Here is a 3,669-nt window from a genome sequence, read left to right as displayed (position 1 = left end):
CGTTGTTGAAGCCGGACATCGGACCGCAATCCAGACCCATGGCGCGCGCCGCCAGCATGAAATAGGCGCCTTGCAGATTGCCATTGCGGACCGCGGTGCTTTCGATCTTGGCCGGACTGCCGGCGAACCAGCTGCGCGCATCGACGTGCGGAAACAATTTCGGCAACTGCTCGTAAAAAGCGAAGTCGGTGGCGACGATGACATTGACCGGCGCCTGAAGGGTCTTGGCGCGGTTGCCTTCATCGAGTGCCGGCGCGAGCTTGGCTTTGGCCTCGGCCGATTTCACGAACACGAAACGGGCCGGACAGCTGTTGGCGGCGGTCGGGCCCCATTTGGTCTGTTCATAGATGGCCTGTAGCTGCGCATCGGAGACCGGCGTATCCTGCCAGACATTGTGGGTACGGGCGCTACCGAACAGTTGATCGAGCGCGGCGGTATTCAGGGCGGTTCTCATGGTTTCTCCAATGGACGTCATCAGCGCACCGGTCTATCCGGTCGGCCTGCAGTGGATGTTCATACTACGGGAAATGCATCGGCGCAGTAAGCGCAACAAATCAAAAGATTGTTCCGATTATGGGATTATGTCGGCATCTCGAAAGCCAAACCATGATGACGCAGAACTTCCCGGACGGACTGCCGCAAGGCCTGCAAGGCCGGTGTCGGCACAACAACCCGGGGCTGCTGCGCCAGATGGCAACGCAGGCTTTCCGCCTGGAGCGCTTCAATGCCTTCGGCAAGAATCCGGACGTCATCCCCGCTCAACACTCCGGCCTGCGCCAAGGCCTCGGCCAGCGCACGGCTGTCGCGCGTGACCACCAGCTCCGGGTGGGCGCCCGCATGAGCGAGCACCAGGGCCTGCAGAAAAAACTCGATATCGGTCAGGCCGCCGGATCCGTGCTTGAGATCGAAGCGGTCGTCACGGCTGCGGTCCAGTTCGGTGCGCATGCGATGCCGCATGGCGATGATTTCGGCAAGCAGGTGGGCGTGATCGCGCGGGCAACACAGGATTTGGGCACGCAGCACTTCGAAATCCGCACACAGCGCGACATCGCCGGCAACCGCGCGCGCGCGCACCAGCGCCTGCAGCTCCCAGATCCAGGCGCGCTGTTTCTGATAGGTCGCGAAGCTGTCGATGCTGCTGACCAGCAGGCCTTTGGCGCCGTCCGGGCGCAACCGGATGTCGGCCTCGTACAGACTGCCGGCCGAGGTGGTCAGATCCAGCAACGCAATCAGTTTCTGCGCCTGGCGCAGGAAATAGCGCGACGCATCCAGGCTGCGCGCGCCGTTGCTGGCCTGAGTCGATTCGATCCGGTTGAGAAACACCAGATCAAGATCCGAATTGAACGACAGACCGGACGCGCCGAGACTGCCGTAGCCGATGACCGCGAAGGCCGAATCCGCAACCGCGCCATGCTGCCGGAAAAGTTCGGCCGCGGCGATCCGGTTGCAGTGATCGAGCATCTGCTCGGCCAGCTGGGTCAACAGCCGGCTGGCGTCGGTGGCGGCCATGCCGTGGAACAGGAAATGGTAGGCAATCTTGAAAGTCAGACTGAGTTTGGACTCGTTCAAGGCCAGCAACGCGGCTTCGGCATCGTCGGCATGGCCGGCCAAACGCGCCTCGATCTGCGCCGGCAAGGTTTCGGCATCGAACCCGCGCGCGATGATGCGGCTGTCCAGCAACTCATCGAGCAGCAGCGGATAATCAATCAATTGCTGCGCCATCCACAGACTTTCATCGAAAACATCGACGACGCGCTGCAGGGCGTTCGGCTGCTCATCGAGCAGGGCGATGTAACTGCTGCGCCTGAGCGTGGCCTGCAGAAAACTGATGGCATGGGCCAGGCAATCGTCCGGCCGACGCGCCCTGCTGCAGGCCTGCGTCAAGGCCGATGCGACACGCTGAAGCCGTTGTTTTGAACGATCCGCCAACGCCTGCGCGGCGGCGCTTTCGAACAGCGCGGCAAGACGCTCCGCATGCCGAGGCGCTTCGGCAAAACCCAGGGCCTGCAAGTCGTCGTCGCCCGCGGAACCGTCCACCTGGGTGGCCGGCCCGCCGAGCAATCCGGAAAACAGGCGTTCAACCGCTGCGCGGTGCTGCTCCAGCGCCGCCAGCAACGCAGGCATGTCGGCATAACCCAGCCCGCACGCCAACCGGTTCTGCGCCTCTGGCGCATCCGGCAGGCGATGCACCTGGGCATCGGCCACCATCTGCACCCGGTTTTCCAGACGCCGGAGAAACAGATAGGCGTCCTGCAGTGCGGATGCGGCTTCCGGTTCAACCAAGCCACCATCCCACAGACGCTGCAATCCCTGCAGAAGACCGCGGACCTGTAGTTCCGGGTGACGGCCGCCATAGATGATCTGCAAGGCCTGCACGTAGAATTCGATTTCACGGATGCCGCCCGGACCCAGCTTCAAATCATCACGCTTGTCGCGGCGCTGCACCTCGGCTTCGATTTTCGCCTTCATGTCGCGCAACCCATCGATGGCGGTGAAATCGAGATAACGCCGATAGACGAACGGGCGCAGCATCTCGAGCAGGCGCCAGCCGGTGGTGGCATCGCCGGCTACTGGACGCGCCTTCAGCCAGGCATAGCGCTCCCAGTCACGCCCTGAACTTTGGAAATATTGTTCCATGGCATTGAAGGACAGCAGCAAGCGGCCACTGGCACCGAAAGGACGCAGGCGCAGATCAACCCGGTGGCAGAAACCATCGGCGGTGACATCATCAAGCAGATTGGCCAGTCGTTGTCCGAGCCGGGTGAAATAGGTCTCGGCAGCGATCGGGCGTTCGCCATCGCTCATGCCATGCCCGCTGAAGGCATACACCAGATCGACATCGGACGAAAAGTTCAGCTCGCCGCCGCCGAGCTTGCCCAGACCGAGCACGGTCATATGCTGTTCCATGCCGTGCTCGTCACGTACCGTGCCATGACTCTGGCGCAACACTCTGTCTATGGCCTTAAACCCGGCCTGCAGGGCCTGCTCGGCAATCCAGGTACTGCCGGCAAGTGTCTGCGCCACGCTGTCGATGCCAAGCACATCCCGCCAGATTAATTTCAATGATTGGGCGCGACGCCAGCGGCGGATTAAGCCAGGCCATTCGGCGTCCTGGCCGTCGGAAAGTTGCAAGGGTTGCAAAGGCTCATCAAGCCTACCCAACAGATCGGGTTGCTGAATCAGCACCTCGACGGCAAAATCCGACACTTGGGCAAGACGCGCGAGCGCCTCGGACGATGGGGCATTGCGGGGGTGATCGGCCAGCAGTGCGGCCAGAACCGGCGGCAAGCCCTTATAGGACAAACGCCACCGCCATCCAAAGGAACAGGCCGATGCAGATCATATCGGACAATCCCGACAGCACCAGATTGGCGGCCATGGCCGGATTGATGCCGAGTTTGCGCAGCAGCAGCGGCATGGCCGCGCCAAGCAGTCCGGCGACCATGCAGCTGAGCGCCATCGCCGTGGTCACCAACACCGCCAGCTGCATCGGATCGCCCTGCTCCGGATGCCGCGAGGCGACGATGAACATACCGACGCCAGCCAGAAGGCCGGTCAATATGCCATTGACCAGACCCAGCCAGGTTTCTTTCAGCACCTGGCGCTTCACCGGGCGCGCCGGATTCGACAGACTGAGACCGCGCAGGGTACAGGCCAGGGATTGTGCGC

3 protein-coding genes are annotated in these 3,669 nt (G+C 62.5%); all 3 read right to left on the bottom strand.

Features of this window, described 5'->3' with window-relative positions; genetic code table 11:
- The coding region (locus tag ACIQ1A_RS09540) for a malonic semialdehyde reductase (protein ID WP_395770838.1) at nucleotides 1-454 on the bottom strand (454 nt) is incomplete at its 3' end.
- Nucleotides 455-579: 125 nt separating this feature from the next.
- Nucleotides 580-3,303 (bottom strand): bifunctional [glutamate--ammonia ligase]-adenylyl-L-tyrosine phosphorylase/[glutamate--ammonia-ligase] adenylyltransferase, encoded by a 2,724-nt coding sequence (gene glnE / locus ACIQ1A_RS09535; protein ID WP_395770837.1) that lies wholly within the window; start codon nucleotides 3,301-3,303, stop codon nucleotides 580-582.
- On the bottom strand, nucleotides 3,293-3,669 hold a 377-nt coding region (locus ACIQ1A_RS09530), incomplete at its 5' end, for a magnesium transporter (RefSeq protein ID WP_395770836.1). The genes glnE and ACIQ1A_RS09530, both read right to left, overlap by 11 nt.

This window comes from Arenimonas sp., from assembly GCF_044353605.1.
Lineage (GTDB): Bacteria > Pseudomonadota > Gammaproteobacteria > Xanthomonadales > Xanthomonadaceae > Arenimonas.
The sequence above is the reverse complement of the archived record's forward strand: the minus strand, read 5'-3'. Positions and strand labels throughout refer to the sequence as shown.